The organism is Thermostichus sp. MS-CIW-15, from assembly GCF_054060575.1.
On record NZ_JBSSDI010000041.1, the window covers coordinates 1 to 20,760 of the forward strand.

Here is a 20,760-nt window from a genome sequence, read left to right on the forward strand (position 1 = left end):
CGTCAGCATCGCGTAGTGACAACGGAAACGGACAGAATGCTATCGCTTCACCGCTGAGCAGTAATGCTCAGCAGTGTTCAGCGTAAATGTATCAGGTAGTGCTGTGGGATCTGGCAACTGATGCTCTCTCTGGAGCCCAAGGGCCTGGCAGACGGCCCGATCAACTTGGCGGAGTACATCGACCATACCCTGCTGCTGCCGATGGTGACCCCAGAGGAGATCGACCAGGGGTGTGAAATTGCTCTGCGCTATGGCTTCCCCACCTTTTGTGTGCCTCCCTGCTACGTGCCGCGGGTGGTTAAGCGGCTGCACGGGTCGCCAGTACGGGTGAGCACAGTGGTGGGGTTTCCCCTGGGCACCAACACGGCGGAGGTCAAGCTCTACGAAGCTCAACTGGCGGTGGAGCAGGGGTGCCGGGAGCTGGATGTCCGCCTCAACTTGGCCTGGCTCAAGGCGGGGGAGCTGGATCGCCTCCATGCCGAGATTGCCCAACTGGTGGAAGAAACGGGGGTTTGCGTCAAGGCCATTTTGGAAACTGCCCAGCTCACTGACGAGGAAAAAAAGCTGGCCGCCGAGATCTGCATGGACGCGGGAGTTGCCTTCTTGATGACCTCCACCGGCTGGATGGGAGGGGCGACACCGGCCGATGTGCAACTGCTGTGGCAGCTTAGCCGCGGCAGGGTGGGAGTCAAAGCTTCCGGCGGCATCCGCACCGTGGCGCAGGCGGAGGCGATGATCGCCGCGGGGGCGAGCCGCATCGGCACCTCCTGGGGGCTGGAGCTGATGCGAGAGCTGGAGGCTAGAGGAGCCGGCGGCCCATGAGCGGGGTCACCTACCGGGTGACGGGTATTAACCTCAAAGCGATGCCGCTGGGGGAGGCGGATCGGATCATTACTATTTTGACCCGCGAGCAGGGCTTGATTTGGGCGGTGGCCAAGGGATCCCGTAAGCAGCTTTCCAAGTGGGGAGGGCGGATGGAGCCCTTTGTTGTCAACGATCTGCTGGTGGCGCGGGGGCGTTGGTCGGCCCAAACGGATCCCTCGCAGTGTCTCCAGCGCATCGCCCAGGCAGAAACCCTGCAGAGTTTTCCCCGTCTTGGCCGCAGCCTGGCCCATCTGACGGCGGCGCAGTACTTGGCAGAGGTGGCCCTGCTTTTGGCCCTGCCCAACCAGCCCCAGGAAGAGCTGTTTGTGCTGCTGGTGGAGCATCTGGAGCGCATCGAGCAGGCCCCTGCGACAGAGGCCGTTTTGCCGCTCCTTGTCCATGGGCTCTACCACCTTTTAGTGGTGGGGGGGGTTGCCCCCTCAGTACAAGCCTGCTACTCCTGTGGGGAGGAGTTAGCAGGTGAGGCTTTCTTCTCTCCCCACGCGGGTGGCCTGGTCTGCGATCCTTGTCGGCTGGCGCAGCGGCTCAGCCCAGTTGCCTGGGTCTCCAGTTCTGTCCTGCAGGCCTTAGGATCCCTGCCCAACCCGACCTTGCCCTCGCTGGCCGAGCGTGCGCTGCCTCTGGCGAGTTGGCTGGCGGCAGAACGTCTGTTGCGGCGGGTTTTGGAGCTGCATGCCGACCGCGCAATCCGTTCCGCTGGCCTGCTGGCCAGTTGCTACTCTGTCCCTGTTGCCGAAACCCTCCCTCCTACCCCCAGTGGCCAGGGATCCCCAGTGGCGGCAGCAGCTTTTTCTGAGGAGGATTCCGAAACGCTTGGCAGCAACCTGAAGAAGTTGTGAAGGTATGTATCAAGTCGAGCAAAATAGCTGCACAATAAAGGGTTAAGGCGGGTTAGCAGCCGCTTCTGGATGATAAATTGGGTGGTAGAAAGTAACCTCTTAGTAACTTCTTACGAAGGCCTCTCAGGTTTGGCGGCGGTCGACCAGGGTAGCGTTTGGGGAGGAGTGCCACACCTGTGCTACCGAGCAGGAGCAAGTGAAGTTGAAGTTGGCGCTTTTAACAAGATTGAATCGACTGCCGGGCGAGCCTTCGGTGTTTGTTTTCTGAAGCTCCATCCTTGGGTTGCGGTTTCCGTTGCCGACAAACAAGGGTTTGGCAGCGTTGCAGCTCCCGGGGTGAGTCCACCCCTCCAGGAGGAGCCCCTGAGGAGGCTGCATCTGACCACCTCGAGTTCGCGCTCACCTCAATTTTTTCCAATCCTTTTCATTTAGAAGTTTAGGAGTTGCAGCACCGTGGAAGCCCAGCGCAAAGAACGGATTCTCGTGGTCGATGATGAGGCCAGCATCCGCCGCATTTTGGAGACCCGCCTCTCGATGATCGGGTACGACGTGGTTACTGCTGCCGACGGAGAGGAGGCGCTGGAGGTTTTTCGCAAGCAGGATCCTGACCTGGTGGTGCTGGATGTGATGATGCCGAAGCTGGATGGCTACGGGGTCTGCCAGGAGTTGCGCAAAGAATCCGACATCCCGATCATCATGCTCACGGCGTTGGGGGACGTGGCCGACCGCATTACTGGCTTGGAACTGGGGGCAGACGACTACGTGGTTAAGCCGTTTTCGCCCAAAGAACTGGAGGCCCGCATTCGTTCGGTGCTGAGGCGGGTGGCGCGGTCGTCCCATGAAGGGATCCCCAGCTCAGGGGTAATTCAGGTGGGGGATCTTCGCATCGATACCAACAAGCGGCAGGTTTACAAGCGGGACGAGCGCATCCGCCTGACGGGGATGGAGTTTAGTTTGCTGGAGCTGCTGGTCAGCCGGTCGGGGGAGCCGTTTTCCCGCGCCGAGATTTTGCAAGAGGTGTGGGGCTACACGCCGGAGCGCCACGTGGATACGCGGGTGGTGGATGTCCACATCTCGCGGCTGCGGGCCAAGTTGGAGGATGACCCGAGCAACCCTGAGCTTATCCTGACAGCCCGCGGTACCGGCTATCTGTTTCAGCGCATCGTTCCAAAAGGCGAGGAGTAGGACGGGATCCCCCTTAGTAGCTCTTCCAGGGCTGCCCGCACCTGTTGCAGCACACCAACCCAGTTGCCGCGGGCTTCTTGGCGGAATAGGCGCATCACCCTGGGGTACCAGGGGCTGTCTTGCCGCTGCAGTAGCCAGCGCCAATCAGCGGCAAAGGGCAGCAGCACCCACACCGGCTTGCCCAGCGCCCCAGCCAGGTGGGCAACGGCAGTATCGACGCTAATTACCAGATCCAACTGGGCAACTGCCCTAGCAGTATCAACAAAATTCCGGAAACGGGATCCCAGCTCCACCACCTGGTGCTGCTTGAGAAGGGGTTCTACCTGGCTTAGATCTTCACCCACCTGCAGGCTAACCCACTGCACCTGGGGCAGATTAAGGTACTCGAGGAAGAGGTTAAGAGAACAGCTTTTTAACCTCTGCACCCGGCTGAGGGCGAGGTCGTCGCGGCGGCCACTGGCCCACACCAGCCCCACCTTTATCCCCCTCTGGGGAAGCTCTGGCCAATCTTCCGGCCAGGCGGAGCTCCCATCGGGACAAACCAGATAGGGGATGGGGTCGGGAATTGTCTCCAGCGTGGTGCCCAGGCGATGGGGCAGGCTAAGCAAGGGCAGGTGCCAGTCGAAGGGGGGCAGGGGATCCGTATCGGAAATGACCTGGACTTGAGGAAAGGAGGCTCGCAGCAACTCGACTAGGGAGTGAGGGCAGCGGAAATAGAGGGAGGCCTGCGGATGGGCGGCGGCCAAAAGGGGCAGGTAGCGCGCGAACTGAATTGTGTCTCCCAGCCCTTGTTCGGCGTAGACAAGCAGCGTCTGCCGGCCCAAGGGGGATCCCGTCCACAGGGGCAAAGGGAAGCAGGGGTAGGCCGCTCCCTGGCGCTGCAGCCGCCACTCGTACTCCTGCCACCCCTCCTCGTAGCGGCCCAGGGTGAGCAGGGCCGTGCCCAGGTTGTAGTGGATCTCCGGCCAGTCGGGGGCCAACTGCAGGCCGCGCCGATAGGCCTCGATAGCGGCCTCGAGTCGGTTTTGCTCTTGCAGGACGGTGCCCAGGTTGTTGTGGGGCTGCGCCTCCCCTGGCAGCAGCGGGATGGCCCGTAGCAGACAGTCGGCGGCCTCCTCCAGGCGATCTTGCAGGTGTAGGCAGTGGCCGAGGTTGACGAGGATCCGCCCCTCCTGCGGCGCCAGGACAAGAGCGCGGCGAAACCAGGCTTCGGCTTCTGCAAGCTGGTTGTCGAATAGGAGGGCATTGCCCAGAGCTGCCAGCGCATAAGCCTGAGGAGGTTGGGCCGCTGCCGCCTGTCGCAGCACTGCAATCGCCTGCTCCCGTTTCCCCAAAGCCAGCCAACAACTGCCCAACCGGAAGAGCAGTTGCCCGTCGTTAGGGGCAAAGGCCAGCCCCTGCTTGTAGGCGCGCGCCGCCTCCTCCGGGTTGCCCAGCAGCATCCAGGCATCGCCCAGCTCCTGCCAGGCCGGCACCCAATCTCTCCGTAGGTGCAGCGCCAGTTGCAAAGGGGTCAAAGCTTGGCGGGGATCCCCCATCTGCAGATAGAGGGATCCCAGCAACGCCTGGGCGGCGAACAGGTGGGGATGGGCCCGGGTAAGCTGCCGGCAGAGGTGCAGTGCTGTCTCCAGATCCCCTGCTTGTCGGTGGCGCTCGGCCAGCGCCAGGGTCGCCTCTGGGGAAGGGAAGGGGGATAGACCGGAGCCTCTTCCTAGGCCTTTTGGCCCAGCCGTCTGCCGGTCGCCCTTTCCTCGCCCAAAGCCCTGTGGCACGGTTTTTCCCTTGGTGGATCCCTTTTTTGCCCTTCCCGCCGGTATTCAGCAACAGCGGGACATCTCCCTACTCAGGTTAACAGTTCAGGTGAATAGGACGTTCTTGACAGAGCGTTCCTACCCCCCCGCTCCTGAATCGGGCCATCCTCGGCGCTTGCCTTGCGAGGGCTCAGTTGCGGCGAAACAGGCTGTCTAAGTAAATACGGGCAGCGCGCCGATCCGTGTCTCCGCTCTGGAGCAGGAATAACGAGAGCGCTGCCGTTACGACCCGATCTTGATCCCAATCGGGGTGACGAGAGAGGTAGTTTTTGAGGGTGTCGTGTAGCTCCTCGGGAATTTCGCTCAAAATGCTGACGGTGGGAGAATCCATAGCCCAACCACCTACTCGGGGTTAACAGGGAAACCAAGAAAACCTAAGGAGCCGGCCAAAACCGGGCCTGCCCAGAAGGGAAAAAACAAGCCAACCCAGCTCTCTAACTTGGGTACGCCGGGGGCCGCATCGGCCCCGCCAAAAGCAAGACAGTGTGTAGAAGTTTGCCCCTAGCCCGTCCGGCAGCGGCCAGAGGATACCAAACTGCCCCTTGGCCTTGTCTCAGGCAGGAGAAGGGATAGAGTTTTTGGGCAAAGGGTTCTTTGCCTCTGAGGAGAGCTGCCAGGAAAATCTCCCCCTCACCTCAGGTGCGGCTATTCTGCCCTCTGCCCCATGGGGGGTGTCAATCCTGGGCAGCGGCTCCAAGTTTGTTCAAGCCCGCCGCCGGCTTTGATGCCATCGGCAAAAACGGCGCGATCCCGTTGCGTTTCTCAAGGTGTATCCGTCTGAACTTTCCAGTTTGGACTTTTCCACAAAAACCCTCGCTGCCGTTTCCTGAGGTCACAGGCCTGTGGAAAACAGGCCTCCTCTCTGTGGAAAGTCTGGGGAAAACCTGTGGATTTCTGAGAAATCTAAATTTGTCCAAAAATTTTTCTCGCGAGCCCCCTCAGGGCCACTCGACCCGGTAGCGCAAAAACAGCTCCTTAGAGCCACGGTGGCACTCCAGCAGCTCCAGTTGGGGCGGGGATCCCTGCAGCTGCCAGCCCTCGATGCTGGCGGGCGCATCGGCATACCCACTCAGCAGCACCGGCGCCAGGGTCACCCACAGCTCATCCAAGGCCCCTGCCTGCAAAAACGCCCCCAAAAGCCGGCCCCCGCCCAGCAACCCCACCCGTTCGATGCCCAAACTGCGCAGGCGCGCCAGCCGTGCCGGCAGATCCCAATCGGCAGCCACCCAGATCTCTTCAAAGCCGGTTCGGTTCTGCCAAAGCCGGGATCCCTGGGGAGTTGTCCACAGCCAGCGGGTGAGGGGCTGGCGAAAAAACGGCAAATCCTCAGGAATCTCCCCGCTGCCGGAGCAGATGATCGTCAGGGGCTGAGGGGAGAGGCCCTGCTGGAGTCGGCGTTGGATGAGCTCGGGATCCCGGATGCGCAGGCTGGTGCCGTAGGCCCGCAGCGTGGCCGCCCCCATGATCAAAGCCTGTTGCCGGGCAGCTTGGGTTTCCAGGTGCTGGTGGTCTTCGGCGCTGGCGAAGTGGGGCCTTTGCCCGCGGTGGGTGGCGATCCTGCCGTCCAGACTCTGGGCCAGGATGGCAACCACGTGAGGACGAGCTGTTTTCAAAGGCAACTCTCGAACAATTGGCCAGAATGGAGTTAGAAGTTGTCGCCCCGGCTGCCGCTTCGGTTCTGGGGTCGCCTCAGCCGGATAAGTATGCTCGGGACATTCCAATCTTCCACCATCCGCATCGAGGTCGAGGCCAGTTCCTCGACCTTGCAGCGCTGCTTGACCGAGGTGGGGCTGTTGCAGCAGTGGCTCTGGCCGCAGCAGTTGCAGGGATCCCTGCCCGCTAGGCTGGAGCTGGGCAGCACCTTTGCCGTCCAGTGGGGCCCCGTCTCGATCACGCACCAGGTGGAAACCCTGCTGCCGAAACGGCTACGCCTACTAATGTGGGGCGGAGCCGATGGCTACTGCGACTGGATGTGGGGCAACGGCTGGGTACAGCTCCGGGTTGAGGCCGTCTCCCTCCTGCCCCTTGGACTGGGGCAGTTGCTGCTCCTGAGGCAGTTGCAACAGTTTGCCCGACGCCAAGAACAACAGCCCTCCTGAGCAGGAATTAACCAAAGCGGGCGCTGCAATAAAATCCGTGGATCCGCGGTTTATCGAGCTAACTTGTAGGTTTAAATCTCCCTTCCTCAAGGGTTTTCTGCTACGAGAGATGTACTAGATTTACTAGTCACAGCGAAGGAGCCCGATGAACCCTCCCCTAGCTGCAGCCGACCAGGAAAAGTTTGAGATCCGTTTGGGGGAAGCCCTCAACAAAGCGGGGTTGCTCACCCCCGCCCAGTTGGCTCAGGCCATGTGGGAAAAGGCGGATAACCCCTTGATGTTGGGGGAGCTGTGCATGCAGCACGGCTGGGTTGCCCCGCAAGATCTCTATCCCTTTATCCCGGTCGAGTTGGTGCGCATCGGCGAGATCCTGGTGCTGCATGGGTATCTGGAACTGGAGCACGTGTATCAAGCTTTGCTTCAGCAAAAGCACCACCCCGAGCGCAAGTTGGGGCAGATCCTGGTGCAGCAGGGCTGGGTGCAGCCCCACTGGTTGGAGTGGGCCCTCGACAAGCAGCAGCAGCTCCGGCGACGGCGAGGAGCTGCCAACAGTTGGGAAGTGATGCTGGAGCAGTGGTCCACCATTCCGGATCAGCCCCCCCTCTACGCTTCGCCGCTGCAGGTGGCGCAGCAAGTTCACAAAGCTACCGCGCAATACCAAGCCCAACTGGAGCGCTACCAAGAGCAGGTTGCCGCCCTAGAAGCGCAACTGGAGCGGGAGCGACAGCAGCTCGTTGAGTCTCAATCCCGCCAGCAGCAGCAGCAACAGCGCATTGCCGAGTTGGAAGCCCAACTGGCGGCTCAAATCCAGCAGGGATCCGAGCAACACAGGGCTGCCCAGCAGCGCATTCAGGAGTTGGAGGAGCAGCTCCGAGCGCAGCAAGATCGGGGATCCGCGCAAGTCCAGGCACTGGCCGAGCAGTTGCAAGCTGCCCAGGCCGAGCTGGAGACCCTGCGGCGCCACTGCCACGAGCTGACGGAATGGCAATCTCAGGCCAAGCTCAAGCTGCAAGAGTTGGGATCCCGGCTGCAGCAGCATCAGCAAGCTGAGGCTCAACTGCGCCAGGCTCTTGAGCACAAGGAAGCCGAATTGGCCGCTCTCAGCCAATCGCTGCAGGAGCAGCAGCACCAGCTTCAAGTGGCCCAATCGACGAAGGCCCGCCTCATTGCCGACCTGGCCCACGCCCGCCAAGAAGCCAGCCAGACCATCCACCGGCTGCGGGGGGAACTTCAGGAAGCCCAGACCCAACTCCAGGTAACTCAAGAACGCCTGCAGGAAGTCCAAGCCCAACTGCAAGCCACCCAAAGCCATCTGCAGTCCACCGAAGCCCAGCTCCAACAGGCCCGAGAGCAGGTGCGCCAGCTCCAGGCCCAAGTGCAGGCCAACCGGACGCCGTCGCCTGCCCCGGCTACCCAAACTGCGAGCGTGGCCGAATCGACCGCAGATGCCGAGCTGCCGCCTCAGGAGTATTTGGGAGAAGAAGATCTGGAAGCGCTGCAGCGGGCCAACCCTTGGGTGCGGCGGATCTTGACCCAGTTGCGCGCAGCCGGTCTCCTCGACAACGCCGGCATCGAAACCGTCCTCCACGCCTGGGAAACAGAGGGCGGCACTTTCACAGACGTGCTGACCCACCACAGCGGCCTCAAGCCGGAGACAGTCAAGTTTTTCAGCGAAGACGGCTACTCTGTCTACCTGGCAGGCGGACGGCACGTGGCCGACTACCTTAAGGCTTCGGGGCTGGTCAGCGCCGCGCAAATCCAGCAGATCCAAGAGCACCTACCCCCTGGGGGATCCCTCTGCCAGGCGCTTGTCGAAGCCGGGATCCTGTCGCAAGCCACCGCCCTCTATTTTGAGCGCCACTTCGGTGGCAAAAAGCCCCGTCGCTCCCTGCGGCAAGAGCTGATGTTGTGAGAGCGGATCGGGGATCCGCACCTCTTTCCCATCTCTTGCACCGGCAAGGGATCCAAAGGCAAATACGGGCTGCCGGCAGACCCCATGCGTCCACTGGAGACTAGGAACTAGAATGGACTCAGAATCAACAGCGACCGATTTTTGGCTGTTGAGAAAGTTGAATGTGACCTAGGTATCCAGATGTTGTCCTGAGTTCTGCTGCTATGACCACGGAAGCTCCCACTCGACCTGCTCAGCAGTCGTCTCCGTCGAGAACCCGGGTTCGCCAGCCCTACCCCCACTTCAAGGTGATCGTCTTGGATGACGATTTCAACACCTTTCAGCATGTTACCGAATGCTTGCTCAAGTACATCCCCGGCATGACCCTGCCCCTGGCACGGCAACTGACCGTGCAGGTGGATGCCGAAGGGCAGGCGGTGGTTTGGGTCGGCCCGCAAGAGCAAGCAGAGCTCTACCATCAACAGTTGCTGCGGGAGGGCCTGACGATGGCCCCCCTGGAGCCGGCCTGAAGCACGAGCTGCTCGTAGCTGCGCTCAACGGCGGCCAGTAGCTCTGCCTGGCCCCAGCCGGCATAGAGGCTGCTGACAATGGCCAGCCCACCCGCCCCCACCCCTTCCTTGACATAGCCCCGCTCGTAGGCCCGGAGGGGGGCATAGCGGCTTTGGGCAAAGCTGAGTTGGGTGGCCAAAAGGGGAACCTCGCCCAGCAGCTCCGCCAAACCCACCGTATTGCCCGAGGGATCCTCGGCCACCCAGCGGGTGGTACCTATGGCTACATTCTCCGGGGGCCAGGGGATCCCTTGCTCTTCCCCCCAGCGCCGCATCAGGGCCAGCACCGCCAGCATTTGGGTGCCGCCCGCCAGCAGCACCGGCCCCCGCTGGGCTGCCGCCATCGCCAGCCCGGCTACAAAAGGCTGCATCGGATCCCCCACAGCGGCCACCACCTCTGGGGCGGTAGCCCTGGCGGGAAGTCTGGCCAATCCCTGCCGGGCCAAGGCCAGCTTTTGGGCGTGGTTACAGACCGGGTGGCTGCTGTTGACCATGCCCTCTGCTTGCCAGCTCAGCCCCAACAACACTGCCAGCGCCGTGGTGGTGCCTCCCGCCACACATTCTCCGATGACGCAGTAGCTCGACTCCAGCCGGGATCCCCGCTCATACCCCTCCTGCCACAGGGATCCCACCTGCTCCAAAGACAGAGCCTGCCCTGTGCTCAAGCAGCGGGCTATTCCCCTGGCGCTGACCGTTTCTGCCCCCGGCAGAGGCTCCGGCAAACCACAGTCGAACACGCGACAGGGGATCCCCAACTCCCTCAGGACGGCGCGGCTGATCACCACCGGTGAAGGATAGCCATCGGGAGAGGTGGGCAGGCGGTGAGAATAGTCCCCCAGCAACACCTCTCCATCGGCAAGGGCCGTGTAGCGCCGCAAGGAGGGCGTGGCGCCGGCAGCCGAGATGCCGGGAATAAGGGCCGTTTCCGTAAACCCCAGGCAGGCCAAAAACAGCGGTCGGGATCCCTGCACCCGTTGGCACCACTGCTGGGCCAAAGACGGCTGCGTATAAGCCTTCACACCAGGAAAGGGGAACATAAGCGGGGCAGACAGGTCAAAACTCCATTCTCCACCCAAGCGAAGGACGGGATCCCGTACTGGCCGGAAAACGGCAGGGACTGCGACCCCCCAACCCGATCGGATAGGATGGGTATACCCAATGCAGTTTATTTAGGGCAGACGAAAGGCCATGAGCTTCTTCGACTCGGAGATCGTTCAAGAAGAAGCCAAGCAGCTGTTTCAGGACTTCCAAAACCTGATGCGACTTGGCGAGCGCTACGGCCAATTCGACCGGGAAGGCAAAAAAATCTTCATCGAGCGAATGGAAGAATTGCTGGAGCGGCAGCGCATTTTCATGAAGCGGCTGGAGCTCTCCGACGACTTTATGGCTCAGATGACCATCAAACAACTGCAAACCCAGCTTGGGGGGTTTGGGCTCACCCTCAGCCAAATGTTCGACCAAATGCACCAAACCCTAGAGCGCATGAAAGCCGAGGCCGACGCCGAGCGCTAACCTTGCTGGTGACCCCTCAGAACGAAAAGGGATCATGTCCTCCTCCCGCCAGACCCGCAGCCAAAAACTGATCCTGGAAGTCTTGAAGCAGAGCTTGCGGCCCCTCTCGGCCCAAGAGATCTTCCTGGAGTTGCGCAATGCCAACCATAGCGTTGGCTTGGCCACGGTCTACCGGGCTTTGGAGGCTCTGCGCAACGAGGGCAAGCTGCAAGCGGTCAACTTGGGAGATCAGCAGACCTACTATCAGGTTTTGCCCAGCAACGGCCACAACCGCCATCACCTCATTTGCACCGAATGTCGGCGGGTGGTGCCTCTGCCGGATTGCCCAGTGGGAGACCTGGAGGAGCAGCTTGCCAGCCGCTACCAATTTGTCATCGAGTACCATGTGCTTGACTTCTACGGCATCTGCGCCGAATGCCGTGGGGAGAGCAGATCCAACCCTGGCTCACGGCGATCCTCTTGCCTTGAGGCCAAACCGCAATGATGAACTATCTCTGGACGCTGTTAATCGGATTGGCGGGCGCCCTGATTGCAGTCAAGCTGAGGCTGCCGGCAGGAGCTTTGGTGGGTTCGATGGTAGCAGTGGGTTTGGTCAATGTTTGGGGAGCGATCCCGATCCCCACTCCCCCAGCCGGGATCCGCTTTGTCATGCAGGTGGTGCTGGGCATTCTTTTGGGCAGCAAGCTCACCGCCGATACGCTGTTGGCCTTGAAAGATCTGTGGCGACCGGCCCTGCTCTGTACGGTGATTGCGGTGGGCACGGGAGTTTTGTCGGGGTACTTGATCTCCCGTTGGCTGGGGATCGAGCGCCTGACCGCCATCTTGGGCACCGCTCCGGGAGGCATTTCGGACATGAGCCTGATAGCCCTGGACATGGGGGCGCAAGCCAGCACGGTGGTGGTCATGCACCTGGCCCGCCTGATCAGCGTCATCGTGGTCGTCCCCTGGCTGGTACGGCTGCTGATCCAGCCGGGCACCAGCTAGGAACATCCCTAGAGCAGAGACATGGGGTGGGCTAGACTAAGGAGCGATACAGAACTTAACAACTCAACCTCCGCCTTGGAACTTTTCCCTTCTTCACTCACCTGCCATGGCGACGCTGCGGGATCCCCTTGGAGCGCTGCCCTCTGTTCTAACGTCTCCTCTGGCCAAGGCGATTGGTGGCCCCTGCAACTGTATTGGCAGGGGGAGGCAGATCCGCTACAGCCTGAGTTGGTGCAGGTGGATCCTGTGTTGCGCTTGCTGCTTTTGGGGGATGGCTTGACCACCCGCACTCTGGCTGCCTTGACCCAAGAGCCGATTCAGGCCCATCTGCTCGACACGGGCCGGGTCGAGCTGCTGGCAGAGCAGAGCGCCGCCCCCCAGTCCATGCAACGGCTGACCAAGGATCTGGCGCGGCTGGGATCCCCCTTGCTGCGGCGGCGGGTTTGGCTGTGTGGAGCAACCTCTCAGCAGCCCTTGCTCTATGCCACCTCTTGGTGGAACTCCGACCATCTGGCCCAATACTTGCCCCATCCCGATTTGCCCATTGGCCAAAATCTGATTCAAGAAAAACTGGAGACCTTTCGCGAAGTGCGTCGCCTCTACTATGGCGAAGCCGAGCCAGTTGCCCGGCTGCTCAACTGTCGCGGCCCTTTTTGGGCTAGGCATTATCTTTTGCTGCACCGAGGCCAGCCTTTGACTGTTATTTACGAAGTTTTTTCTTCCCGCCTACAGGCCAGGGTCTTGTCGGGCTAGGGCGACATCCAGCGGCGCACGGCTGCGGTGACTGCGGCTGCCACACCCGGATCCGACTGGGCGCTGGCAGAGATGCGGTGATAGTCCTCTGGGGTCAGTTGATGGGCGGCGATGATCTTGGCGGCTGCGGTTTCAAACTGTTGTTCAATTTGCCGACGTTCCTCGCTGCCCTTGGCCTGCTGCAGGCGAGTTTGGGTGGCCGCCAGAAGGGGCTGCACCGCCAGCAGAGCGCGGGCGAAGCGGTCGACCTGCTCTGGGGAAGGCTTCAAGAAGTCTTCAGAAGGGGCGGCTGGGGCCGAGATCCTCCTTTCCGAGGCGTTGCCCGTCTCGGATGTCTGGGGGACGGTGGCCAGGGAGGGATCCGCGTTGCCGGACAACTGAGGGGCGCCAACAACAGCCGTTTTGCCGGCCACATCCAAACCTTGGGCCGGGATGCGAGCATTCCAAAGGGCCAAGCTTGCCAAACAGAGAGCAGCTCCGCTCAAGACAGCGCTCAAGAGGGCCAGCCAACCGGCAGGGGCCACGGTCGGCTGCGGCACCGGCAAAGGAGAAGGCTGGAGGCTGAGATCGTAGGCCCGGCGCTGCCGGCTGTCGCTGAGGACGCGGTAGGCCTGTTGGAGCTGAAGAAACTCTCGCTGGGCCAATTGCCGCAACCCCTCGGGGAGATCGGCAGGCAGACGATCCGGATGAATCTCGCGCACCCGCCGGCGGTAGACGGCTTTGATCTCCTCCAGGCTGGCTTGGGGAGAAAGCCCCAACTGTTGGTAGTAGGTGGGGAAAACAGACGGAGTAGACATGGAAGACTCAGCTAGAAAACCATCGCCTCGGCAAGTGGGGATCCCTCTCTGTCGCCCAGCATATCCTCCCCGTTTCGGGAAAGCTGCTGGCCCATGCGTGGGGGCTTGCGGACAGGCTTTCCAGGGATGATTCTGGGATCCAGAACAACTTTCTCAAGGGATCCCTGTTTAGAAGCCCCAGAAGCGAGGGGATATGGTCTCAGAGCGCCCACCCTGGCAGCAGCGGCATCGACCGGAGCGGCGGCTGAGCAGGTGCAGCGGCAGACCCACCCGCCTGGCGCGGGATCTCCTCACCGGCTGGAGCTGATGCCGCGCCATACCCGACGCGATTGCGATGGGGATCGGGTAGAGGTGGGCCCACAGTTGAACATCTGGGCGGGCGTTTGCAAGTACGAGCTGAAGAACTTGCACGATCCGGAGTTGCAATGGCTGGCCGCCGAGCTGGGCTGCTGGCTGCAGGTTTCGGTCGAGAAGAAGGTATAGCGGTTAATCCAAGTAGGCGCTCAGCTCCTGCTCCAGGGTGGGCAACTGCACCTCTCCTCGTTCCAGCTCCTCTAGGTCTTGCAGTTGCCTGCGCAGGCGGGCAATCCGCTCTCGTAGATACTCTTTGATGCCCTTGGGCCCCAGGCTGAGGCAACTGCGGCAGATCTCGCCGTAGATTTGGCCGCGGTCGTTATAGACCACCGCCAGCAACACCTGCTGCCCCTTTTTTGGGATAGGGGCGGCCCATCCACCGCAGACGATGCAGGGCACCCGGCCATTGCCCCCGTAAATGCTGCGTTCCCAGACAACTCTCACGCGCGGCCTCACTGCAACTTTCGCCCACCAGCATAAAAACTCAGGGGGATCCCTTGCCACCCCGGAGCGCTCGCCAACTCCCCTCTCCCTTTGGGAGAGGGGTCGGGGGTGAGGGTTGAAAAGGGATCCCTAAAGTCTAGGTGCCAGGCGAGGTGGGCCGAGAGCGATCGATGGTGCGATAGGTGAGGCTGGCCGCTACCTCCAGAGCTTTGGCGGCGTCGCGGAAGTAAAATCCCAGCTCCTCATCCTTTTCGGTGCGGTTGGGTTTATTGAACTTGGCCTTGAACTGCACATTGCAATACATGGCCAACCCCACCAAAACCTCCGACAAACCGTGCTGGTTGATCAGCCGCTCCACATCTGTAAGCAGGCTTTTGATTAGGGCATCGGCTACCGGTTCTGGCAAACTGTCCAGGTCGTGCATCGGGTTTCCTCAGCAAACGAGATGGAGAGCCGGTGGGTCTGGGATCCCGGCTCAACTTCTCCTGATTTTCCTGCATCTTTTTGGGAATGCCCAATCCTGTCGCTAACGCTGCTGCCCCTGCCGGAGCCCCAGGGTAACAACTGGAGGGCTCCCTGGCCGCCTGCTCCAGGCGACGGGCAAGCTCTTTGGAGCCGGGATGCCGCACGCGGTTCAGGTGAAGCAAATAGGCGTACGGCGCATCTGTTTTTGGAGCTTCCCCGCAAGGGACAATGCGAAAATAGGCCAAGCGCAGCGTAGAGTCCAGGTTTGGAGTGGAGCCATGCCGGTAGCTTCTGAATATGCCTTTCCCTTCGAGCACCACCAGAAGTTTTCCCTGGATAACCCCACCATCTCTAGCCCCGGCGTTTCCAAACGGGAATACGTGGCCAGCAGGGTGTTGCAGGGCATGCTCAGCAATCCCCAAACTGCCATTGGCAATCTCTCGCCTGAGCAGCGACAGGCTTTGGTCTACACGGCAGTGTTGTTGGCAGATGAGCTTTTGGCCGCCCTTAGTGCCCAGTGAGGGCTCCCGGCAAGGCTCAGGGCTGACCCAGCCACAGACCGCTAAACCCAAGGGTAAGCAGCGTCAGGGGCAGGCCAAAGCGGAGATGTTCCCCGAACGTTAACACATACCCCTTTCTAGCTGCCGCTTCGACGGTAATTAAATTGGCCACTGCCCCAAACAGAGTCAAGTTACCGGCCAGCGTAGAGCCGGCAGACAGCAACAGCCAGGCCGTCTTTCCCTGCAGCGGGAGCAGCGACTGCAGCAGCAGCACCGCCGGCACGTTGGAGATGAGGTTGGACAAGAGGGCGACAGCGGCCAGCAGCGCCAACGGGGATCCCGCCACCTGCTCCGCCCAGGGCCCCAGACTCGTTCCCCAGCCGGCCAGCAGCTCTCGGGTTGCCCGTGTCAGGATAAACAGCCCGGAGAACATCACCAGCAAGTTCCAGTCCACCTGCCCCAAAAACCGCTCCGGCTTCAGCCGGCGGGTAATCAGCAGCAAGGCCGCCGCCACCAGGGCCGACTCCGCTAGGGGCAGGCCGGCCACAAAGGACCCAAACAGGCCCGCTGTAATGGCCACGCTCTTGCGCAACAGGGGGGGATAGAGGCGCAGCGGCGTCCAAGGCACCTGGGCGAAGGGCTGCAGCGAGCGCACCTCGGGGTAGTAGAGCCACAGCAGCCCCACCTCCAACAGCAGCCCCACCACGGCAATCGGGGTCATCTGGGCGGCAAACTCCAGGTAGCCGATCCCGGAGAAGGAGCCGATGAGGATGTTCTGCGGGTTGCCGCTCAGGGTGGCTACAGACCCTAGGTTGGTGGCCGCCGCCAAGCCCAAGAGGTAAGGAATAGGGTTCAGCCCCAGCACGGCTGTCACCTGCAACGTGAGGGGGGTAAACACCAGTGCCAGGGTATCGTTGAGGAGAAAGGCCGAGAGCAGCCCGCTGCCGAACACCAGCATGAGCAAAAGGCCAAAGGGACTGCGGCTAACCCGAATCAGGCCCAGCAAAGCTAGCTGGAAGGCGCCGCCCTGGGACAAGCTGGCGTTCACCACCATCATGCTGAGGAGAAAGACAATCGTGGTCGCGTCGATGGCTGCCCAAGCCTCCAGCAGCGGCACTGTTCCTAGGGCAATCAGCAAAGCGGATCCCGCCAGGGCAATCGTGGCCCGGTTCATGCGCAGCCTGGGCAGGGATCCCAGCCCCAGCCCGACATAGCTCAGGAGCAGCACCAGCCAAGACAGCGCTTGTTGCACCTGCCAGCCTCTTAGCCACCCCTAGAACTCGTAGCCAAATAGGCGCGGATCCGCCGGCTGCAAGTCCAGATCCGCCAGGCCGTATTCCGCCCAGCGGCGATCCACCAGACGGGCCACTTGCGGATCCGGGGCAAGCGGTTGCCGCCAGGGGGTGTCGGTTTCCGGGGGGATCTTGGTGGTGGCATCGATCCCCATCTTGCCCCCCAGACCCCGTTTTTCGGTGGCAAAGTCCAGGGCGTCAAAGGGGTTGTCCGGCAGAATAAACACATCCCGCTGCGGATCCACCCGCGAACACAGGCACCAGAGCACCTGCCGCGGATCCCGCACGTTGATGTCCTTGTCCACCACGATGACGAACTTGGTGTAGCTAAACTGGGGCAAGGCGCTCCAAAAAGCCAGGGCCGCCCGCCGCGCCTGGCCGGGATAGGCCTTGTCGATGGACAGAATCGCCACCTTGTAGCCCAAGCCCTCCATGGGCAAAAAGAAATCCACGATCTCCGGCACCTGCTGCCGCAGAATGGGGGTGTAAATGCGGTTCAGGGCCAGCGCCATCATGTCGTTTTCTTTGGGAGGCTTGCCGCTGAAGGTGGTGAGGTAGATGGGATCGCGGCGGTGGGTGAGGCAGTGGAAGCGGATGAGCGGAGCTTGCTCGTTGCGAGGGCCGTAGTAGCCGATGTGATCCCCGGCAGGGCCGTCGGGGGCCACCTCCCCTGGCGTGATGGTGCCCTCCAGAACAATCTCGGCGTGGGCCGGCACCTCCAGATCCACCGTCTTGCAGCGGGCCAGGTGTAACCCTTCGCCGGCGTAGAGGCCGGCAAACAGCCACTCCGACAGATCCACCGGCAGGGGCGTAGCCGCCGCCAGGATCACGGCGGGATCCACCCCGATGGCCACTGCCACTTCCAGCTTCCGGCCCAGGGCCGCCGCCTTGCGCAAATGCCGGGTGGCCCCCCGCACCGACAGCCACTGCACCGTCATCGTGTTGCGGCTCTGGAGCTGCAGGCGGTACACCCCCACATTGGGAATGCCATTTTCCGGGTCTTTGGTAACCATCAGCCCCAAGGTCAGCACCCGCCCGGCATCGCCGGGATAGACCCGCAGCAGGGGCAGTTGGGTGAGATCCACCGCCTCACCCAGCAGCACCACCTGCTGACAGGGGGGGAAGAGATCCCGGCTGGGTCGAGCTTGGAAGACTCGGAACAGCGCCTGCCCCAGCTCCAGGGCCTGGGCAAAATTTTTGGGCGGGCGCGGCTGGTAGAGCAAGGCCAGTTTTTTCCCCAGCTCCTCCAGCTCCCGCGGCTGCTCCATCCCCAGCGCCCAGCAGATGCGCTCCACCGTGCCCAAAACGTTGATCAGCAGGGGCATCGAGGATCCCTTCACCCGCTCAAACAGCAGCGCCGGCCCCCCGCAGGCCAAGAGGCGATCGGCGATCTCGGCAATTTCCAGGTCGGGATCTACTTCTGCTGAAATGCGGCGAAGCTGGCCACGGGACTCCAGCAGGGCGATGAAACGGCGCAGATCTCTGGGCATGAAGGGAGCACTCGCGGGGATGAGGATCTCGCTAACTTACTTGTCGCGGCTGAGGGCCAGGCCGCTCATGAAAGGCTTTTGCAGGGCAATGAACACCACCAGCGGCGGAATACTGGCGATGATCGCCCCCAGCATCATGGGGCCATAGGAGGCGGAACTATCCAGGTTGAGCAGGGATTGCAGCCCCACCTGCACCACCTGCCGCTCCCGGCCTTGCACGATCAAGCGGGGCCACAGGTACATATTCCAAGCGTAGACGAAGTGAATCACCGCCTGGGCTCCGATGGCGTTCCAGCTCAGGGGGATCAGCACCTGGGTGAGAAACTGCAGCGGGTTGGCCCCGTCCAGTTGAGCCGCCTCCGCCAGCTCGCGGGGGATGTTGGAAAAATGTTGGCGAAACAAAAACGTCGAGGTGGCGCTGGCCAGAAAGGGCACGATCAGGGCGTAGTAGGTGGATCCCCAGCCCAGGTTGGTGACCAGCCGCAGCAGAGCGATGATCAGAATTTCTGTGGGCATCATCAGGGTAATGAGCACAAAGCCGAAGGCCAGCCCCTTGCCCGGAAAGCGAAAGTAGACAAAGGCCAGCCCCGCCAATAGTGACAAAACCGTTTTGCCCACCGTGATGGCCGTGGCCACGATGGCGCTGTTGACCATGTAATGGCCTAGGTGACGCGCCACCATCACCTGCTGCCAGTTAAAGGCCAACGAGGAGCCAAAGGTCAATTGATAGCGAAATACCTCGGCATTGTTTTGGGTGCTCACGATCAGCGCATACAGCACCGGAAACCCCAGCGCCAAACAGGCCAGCCACAGGCCTAGGTGAACATACCAGCGCTCCGGGATCCAGCGCCGCCAGGACAAGGGAGAAGCCTTTTGGCGCACGGGGCTGGGCTGGGCGGCTAGCGACTGCGGATCCTGCAACAGTTGAGCCATGACACCTCCAGGCAGGGGACGCTTTTGCCCTCTCTGTTGAGGATAATTCGTCAGGGTTAACCCCAGGCTAAAAAGGCCGATCTGACCTGGGTTTCCAGCTTGGCGGGTACTTTTACCGACAAGAGGAAAGGGGTAGAGTAGAACAGCAGTGTCTAGAAGAGGATCCCATGACCCGAGGCTTTGGTCCCTTCGGCAAAATCCAAGAAGCCCTCAAGAAGGCCCAAGAGGTGCGCGACGGCGCTCAAAGGCTGCAAAAAGAGCTAGAAGAAATGGAGATCGTCGGCGAGGCCGGCAATGGGCTAGTGAAGGTGACAGTGAACGGCAACCAGGAGCCCCTCAAGGTCTCTCTGGATCCCCAAGTGCTCCAGGAGCCGGTGGATGTGGTGGAGGACTTGCTCCTGACGGCGATGGTGAACGCCTACACTCAGTCCGCCGAGACGATGCGCAAGCGCATGGAGGAGCTGACCGGAAACATCAGCCTGCCGGGGTTGGGGTTGGGCTGATCCCGGCCAGCCTGGCTTCCTATGTACACTCGCCCTTTGGCTCGCCTGATCGAGGAGCTGCAGCGCCTGCCCGGCATTGGCTCCAAAACAGCTCAGCGCCTGGCCTTGCACTTGCTCAACCGGCCTGCTGGCGAGGTCGAGGCCCTGGCCAAAGCCCTGCTGGAGGCTAAGCAAACCGTTAAGCATTGCTCCATCTGTTTTAACTGGTCGGCGGAGGATCCCTGCGAGATCTGTCGCTCGCCGCAGAGGGATCCGTCGACCTGGTGCGTAGTGGCCGATGTCAAGGATCTCATCGCCATGGAGCGCACCCGCGAGTTCAAGGGCCTTTACCACGTTTTGGGGGGTCTGATCTCGCCCATGAACGGGATCGGGGCCGAGCAGTTGCGCATCCGCGAGCTGGTGGCCCGGGTGGCGCGGGAGAAGCCCCAAGAGCTGATCTTCGCCCTCAGCCCTAGCGTGGAGGGGGAGGTCACTATGCACGTGGTTAAAGATTACCTGAAGCCGGTTGCCCCCGGCCTGCGCATGACCCGTCTGGCCTTTGGCCTGCCCATGGGATCCGAGTTGGAGTATGCCGACGAGGTTACCCTGGCCCGTGCCCTAGAAGCGCGGCAGGAGTTTTAGGCCCAGGTAACTGCGGGCTGGGCTTGCCCAGAGCAAGGTGTCCAACCCTGAAGTTGTTGCTAAGGTGAGGACCACGGGTCTTGTCATGGGATCCCGGCACTTACCTGAGGTCAAGAAAGTTCAACCAGCAACGCGGAGAGGGCAGCGATGGCGGATACGGCACAAACTCACCTCAGCTCAGGCACCGTCCAGGGGCTGGACTATGTAGTTCTGGGAGTGGCCTCTTGCTTCCAACGGGATGAGGACGGTCGCCTCAGGGAGGTGTTGGTGGCCGAGCCGGTTCCCGCCGCCGCCCTGGATTGCCTGGCCCAAGAGCGCCGCAGCACTTCCTACTGCCTTCTCTACGCCACTACTTACGCAGAAGTTGTCGACAACGGGATCCCGACTTTGCCCGCCGATGTTTTCCCGCCAGGGGTGGTGCTGGGAGAAGATTTTGTGGAGCGGCTACAAGCGGCGGCCCGTACGTACCGCAGCAAGCCCCAATTTCGTCACATCCCTCTGCACCAGGTCTGCACGCCAGAGAGGGGGGTGTTCAAGCTCCATTTCAGCGCTGAGCCGCGGCGGATTCTCAATGCGGCAATGGAAGTGAGGGATGCCGACAACATCAAGCAGCACCCCCACACCCATCAGCATTTCTAAGCCCGCTAGCAGCTATCGCTACCACATCCCTGTTGCCGAAACTAGGCAAATACATCGAGTCCCACCTTAGGGCCTACCCTTGGAAGAGCAGTTTACAGTGGCTGATACATTTACGCTGAACACTGCTGAGCATTACTGCTCAGCGGTGAAGCGATAGCATTCTGTCCGTTTCCGTTGTCACTACGCGACGCTGA

25 protein-coding genes are annotated in these 20,760 nt (G+C 61.6%); 15 read left to right on the plus strand and 10 right to left on the minus strand.

Annotated features, from left to right (window positions below):
• Positions 1 to 120 precede the first annotated feature (120 nt).
• From deoC to rpaB, 3 genes are all read left to right on the plus strand, one after another.
• The gene (deoC, locus tag ACVW0R_RS12095) at positions 121 to 822 is read left to right on the plus strand and encodes a deoxyribose-phosphate aldolase (protein ID WP_457502116.1); all 702 of its coding nucleotides are present in this window, start codon (positions 121 to 123) and stop codon (positions 820 to 822) included.
• The gene (gene recO, locus ACVW0R_RS12100; protein WP_457502117.1) at positions 819 to 1,724 is read left to right on the plus strand and encodes a DNA repair protein RecO; all 906 of its coding nucleotides are present in this window, start codon (positions 819 to 821) and stop codon (positions 1,722 to 1,724) included. The genes deoC and recO overlap by 4 nt, the downstream gene beginning before the upstream one ends.
• A gap of 453 nt (positions 1,725 to 2,177) precedes the next feature.
• The gene (gene rpaB / locus ACVW0R_RS12105) at positions 2,178 to 2,909 is read left to right on the plus strand and encodes a response regulator transcription factor RpaB (protein WP_011430241.1); all 732 of its coding nucleotides are present in this window, start codon (positions 2,178 to 2,180) and stop codon (positions 2,907 to 2,909) included.
• Here the strand turns inward: rpaB and ACVW0R_RS12110 are convergent.
• From ACVW0R_RS12110 to ACVW0R_RS12120, 3 genes are all read right to left on the minus strand, one after another.
• Positions 2,879 to 4,681 carry a tetratricopeptide repeat protein gene (locus tag ACVW0R_RS12110; protein WP_457502118.1) on the minus strand — a complete coding sequence of 601 codons (1,803 nt, stop codon included), beginning with the start codon at positions 4,679 to 4,681 and terminating at the stop codon, positions 2,879 to 2,881. The two genes, rpaB and ACVW0R_RS12110, sit on opposite strands and share 31 nt — an antisense overlap.
• A 169-nt stretch (positions 4,682 to 4,850) precedes the next feature.
• A complete protein-coding gene (locus ACVW0R_RS12115) occupies positions 4,851 to 5,051 on the minus strand; it encodes a DUF2811 domain-containing protein (protein WP_011430239.1) in 201 nt (66 codons plus the stop codon).
• A 607-nt stretch (positions 5,052 to 5,658) separates the two neighbouring features.
• Entirely contained in the window at positions 5,659 to 6,333 is a 675-nt protein-coding gene (locus ACVW0R_RS12120) for a RibD family protein (protein ID WP_011430237.1), read from the minus strand.
• A 90-nt stretch (positions 6,334 to 6,423) separates the two neighbouring features.
• Between ACVW0R_RS12120 and ACVW0R_RS12125 the strand changes: the two genes are divergently transcribed.
• The 3 genes from ACVW0R_RS12125 (at position 6,424) to clpS (ending at position 9,240) form a co-directional block, all read left to right on the plus strand.
• On the plus strand, positions 6,424 to 6,819 hold the full coding sequence (locus ACVW0R_RS12125) for a hypothetical protein (protein WP_099812140.1): 396 nt from the start codon (positions 6,424 to 6,426) through the stop codon (positions 6,817 to 6,819).
• 145 nt (positions 6,820 to 6,964) lie between these two features.
• Positions 6,965 to 8,731, plus strand: coding sequence for a coiled-coil domain-containing protein (locus tag ACVW0R_RS12130; RefSeq protein WP_240527668.1), 1,767 nt, complete (start codon positions 6,965 to 6,967; stop codon positions 8,729 to 8,731).
• A 203-nt stretch (positions 8,732 to 8,934) separates the two neighbouring features.
• On the plus strand, positions 8,935 to 9,240 hold the full coding sequence (gene clpS, locus ACVW0R_RS12135; protein ID WP_011430234.1) for an ATP-dependent Clp protease adapter ClpS: 306 nt from the start codon (positions 8,935 to 8,937) through the stop codon (positions 9,238 to 9,240).
• Here clpS and cobT read toward each other — a convergent pair.
• Positions 9,189 to 10,316 carry a nicotinate mononucleotide-dependent phosphoribosyltransferase CobT gene (cobT, locus tag ACVW0R_RS12140; protein WP_457502119.1) on the minus strand — a complete coding sequence of 376 codons (1,128 nt, stop codon included), beginning with the start codon at positions 10,314 to 10,316 and terminating at the stop codon, positions 9,189 to 9,191. The genes clpS and cobT overlap by 52 nt on opposite strands.
• 151 nt (positions 10,317 to 10,467) lie before the next feature.
• Here cobT and ACVW0R_RS12145 point away from each other — a divergent pair, with 151 nt between their 5' ends.
• The 4 genes from ACVW0R_RS12145 to ACVW0R_RS12160 all read left to right on the plus strand — a co-directional run bounded on the left by ACVW0R_RS12145 (position 10,468) and on the right by ACVW0R_RS12160 (position 12,528).
• Positions 10,468 to 10,791, plus strand: a complete 324-nt coding sequence (locus ACVW0R_RS12145; RefSeq protein WP_011430232.1) for a DUF1825 family protein — start codon at positions 10,468 to 10,470, stop codon at positions 10,789 to 10,791.
• 34 nt (positions 10,792 to 10,825) lie between these two features.
• Entirely contained in the window at positions 10,826 to 11,275 is a 450-nt protein-coding gene (locus ACVW0R_RS12150) for a Fur family transcriptional regulator (RefSeq protein ID WP_457502120.1), read from the plus strand.
• On the plus strand, positions 11,272 to 11,775 hold the full coding sequence (locus tag ACVW0R_RS12155; protein WP_228375487.1) for an AbrB family transcriptional regulator: 504 nt from the start codon (positions 11,272 to 11,274) through the stop codon (positions 11,773 to 11,775). The genes ACVW0R_RS12150 and ACVW0R_RS12155 overlap by 4 nt, the downstream gene beginning before the upstream one ends.
• A 75-nt stretch (positions 11,776 to 11,850) precedes the next feature.
• Entirely contained in the window at positions 11,851 to 12,528 is a 678-nt protein-coding gene (locus tag ACVW0R_RS12160) for a chorismate pyruvate-lyase family protein (protein ID WP_240530983.1), read from the plus strand.
• Here the strand turns inward: ACVW0R_RS12160 and ACVW0R_RS12165 are convergent.
• Positions 12,525 to 13,325, minus strand: a complete 801-nt coding sequence (locus ACVW0R_RS12165) for a DnaJ domain-containing protein (protein ID WP_099812143.1) — start codon at positions 13,323 to 13,325, stop codon at positions 12,525 to 12,527. The genes ACVW0R_RS12160 and ACVW0R_RS12165 overlap by 4 nt on opposite strands.
• Before the next feature lie 306 nt (positions 13,326 to 13,631).
• Here ACVW0R_RS12165 and ACVW0R_RS12170 point away from each other — a divergent pair, with 306 nt between their 5' ends.
• Entirely contained in the window at positions 13,632 to 13,808 is a 177-nt protein-coding gene (locus ACVW0R_RS12170; protein WP_168174238.1) for a hypothetical protein, read from the plus strand.
• Positions 13,809 to 13,811: 3 nt separating this feature from the next.
• Here the strand turns inward: ACVW0R_RS12170 and ACVW0R_RS12175 are convergent, their stop codons facing one another.
• Together ACVW0R_RS12175 and ACVW0R_RS12180 are read right to left on the minus strand one after the other, a co-directional pair.
• On the minus strand, positions 13,812 to 14,123 hold the full coding sequence (locus ACVW0R_RS12175; protein WP_011430227.1) for a hypothetical protein: 312 nt from the start codon (positions 14,121 to 14,123) through the stop codon (positions 13,812 to 13,814).
• A gap of 136 nt (positions 14,124 to 14,259) precedes the next feature.
• Positions 14,260 to 14,547, minus strand: a complete 288-nt coding sequence (locus ACVW0R_RS12180; protein ID WP_011430225.1) for a hypothetical protein — start codon at positions 14,545 to 14,547, stop codon at positions 14,260 to 14,262.
• Between the two features lie 319 nt (positions 14,548 to 14,866).
• Here ACVW0R_RS12180 and ACVW0R_RS12185 point away from each other — a divergent pair, with 319 nt between their 5' ends.
• A complete protein-coding gene (locus ACVW0R_RS12185; protein ID WP_041438297.1) occupies positions 14,867 to 15,109 on the plus strand; it encodes a hypothetical protein in 243 nt (80 codons plus the stop codon).
• A 16-nt stretch (positions 15,110 to 15,125) separates the two neighbouring features.
• On the opposite strand, the gene ACVW0R_RS12190 is transcribed toward ACVW0R_RS12185, so the two are convergent.
• Genes ACVW0R_RS12190 through ACVW0R_RS12200 form a run of 3 tightly spaced genes read right to left on the minus strand, consistent with a single transcriptional unit; the run spans position 15,126 to position 18,803 of the window.
• Positions 15,126 to 16,340 (minus strand): SLC13 family permease, encoded by a 1,215-nt coding sequence (locus ACVW0R_RS12190; RefSeq protein ID WP_457502121.1) that lies wholly within the window; start codon positions 16,338 to 16,340, stop codon positions 15,126 to 15,128.
• Positions 16,341 to 16,361: 21 nt separating this feature from the next.
• Positions 16,362 to 17,870, minus strand: coding sequence for a UbiD family decarboxylase (locus ACVW0R_RS12195; protein ID WP_099812145.1), 1,509 nt, complete (start codon positions 17,868 to 17,870; stop codon positions 16,362 to 16,364).
• Positions 17,871 to 17,906: 36 nt separating this feature from the next.
• Positions 17,907 to 18,803 carry a carbohydrate ABC transporter permease gene (locus ACVW0R_RS12200; RefSeq protein ID WP_099812146.1) on the minus strand — a complete coding sequence of 299 codons (897 nt, stop codon included), beginning with the start codon at positions 18,801 to 18,803 and terminating at the stop codon, positions 17,907 to 17,909.
• 167 nt (positions 18,804 to 18,970) lie between these two features.
• On the opposite strand from ACVW0R_RS12200, the gene ACVW0R_RS12205 reads away from it, so the two are divergent.
• The 3 genes from ACVW0R_RS12205 to ACVW0R_RS12215 all read left to right on the plus strand — a co-directional run bounded on the left by ACVW0R_RS12205 (position 18,971) and on the right by ACVW0R_RS12215 (position 20,566).
• Positions 18,971 to 19,306: a YbaB/EbfC family nucleoid-associated protein gene (locus tag ACVW0R_RS12205; RefSeq protein ID WP_011430218.1), complete on the plus strand. Its 336-nt coding sequence runs from the start codon at positions 18,971 to 18,973 to the stop codon at positions 19,304 to 19,306.
• Positions 19,307 to 19,327: 21 nt separating this feature from the next.
• On the plus strand, positions 19,328 to 19,927 hold the full coding sequence (gene recR, locus ACVW0R_RS12210) for a recombination mediator RecR (RefSeq protein WP_011430217.1): 600 nt from the start codon (positions 19,328 to 19,330) through the stop codon (positions 19,925 to 19,927).
• A 147-nt stretch (positions 19,928 to 20,074) separates the two neighbouring features.
• Positions 20,075 to 20,566, plus strand: a complete 492-nt coding sequence (locus ACVW0R_RS12215) for a hypothetical protein (protein ID WP_011430216.1) — start codon at positions 20,075 to 20,077, stop codon at positions 20,564 to 20,566.
• Positions 20,567 to 20,760: the final 194 nt, after the last annotated feature.